General features: G+C 34.0%; 1 protein-coding gene. It reads right to left on the bottom strand.

The genetic code is table 11. The features are described from left to right. Nucleotides 1–260: 260 nt before the first annotated feature. Nucleotides 261–506 carry a hypothetical protein gene (locus tag AAEY99_RS21175; RefSeq protein WP_351011940.1) on the bottom strand — a complete coding sequence of 82 codons (246 nt, stop codon included), beginning with the start codon at nt 504–506 and terminating at the stop codon, nt 261–263. Nucleotides 507–608 lie beyond the last annotated feature (102 nt).

Raw genomic sequence — 608 nt, 5'->3', positions numbered from 1 at the left:
GCTGTGGCGTTAAATCCAGAGCAACATAAAGAAGCTGCTTAACAATTTAGGCGACAACTGTCTTGAAAAACGCCGGTTTCGTTAATCTAAAATTAAACAAATAAAATTCACAGAACGAATTTGGTATGTAATGCGTATTATCTTCGACACTGCATAATACAACATCTTCAACACGGCTATTTTCAAGAGAATAAATAGCACCTAATGAATACATAATAATAATAGTAAAAGCGCATCCAATTAGTAACTTAAGTTTCATTTTAACTCCATATAACTTTGTTATTTAGGTTAAAAGCTAAAACACCAAAATGTCGACTGTTTGTTTTTGCTATTCCATTTAAATACAACACTAAAACACGACCGAAGCTGTATGATAATTGTTCTCTCACTCTGTCATAGATTTTTATTTGCATTAAGTCTTTAGCTGTTGCATGACTAAACCAATGTTTTGCAGCGCTGCGCCCAAATTTTATTATGACTTTTTTAGCACCATCTTGAGGATTCATTGTTGATCGAAATAAAGAGTCAATAGGTAATCTCCCCATTTTTAGCTGAGATCAAAAGTAGAGACTTAGGCCACTAGTGCCAGTTTTTGCTTTGGTGGGACA

This window comes from Shewanella sp. S1-58-MNA-CIBAN-0166, assembly GCF_040310085.1.
In the GTDB taxonomy this organism is placed as follows: domain Bacteria; phylum Pseudomonadota; class Gammaproteobacteria; order Enterobacterales; family Shewanellaceae; genus Shewanella.
This window is presented reverse-complemented; position numbering and strand designations above follow the sequence as displayed.

Coding starts and splice junctions, on each gene's coding strand:
- AAEY99_RS21175 (WP_351011940.1), bottom strand. CDS start 506: ATGAATCCTCAAGATGGTGCTAAAAAAGTCATAATAAAATTTGGGCGC.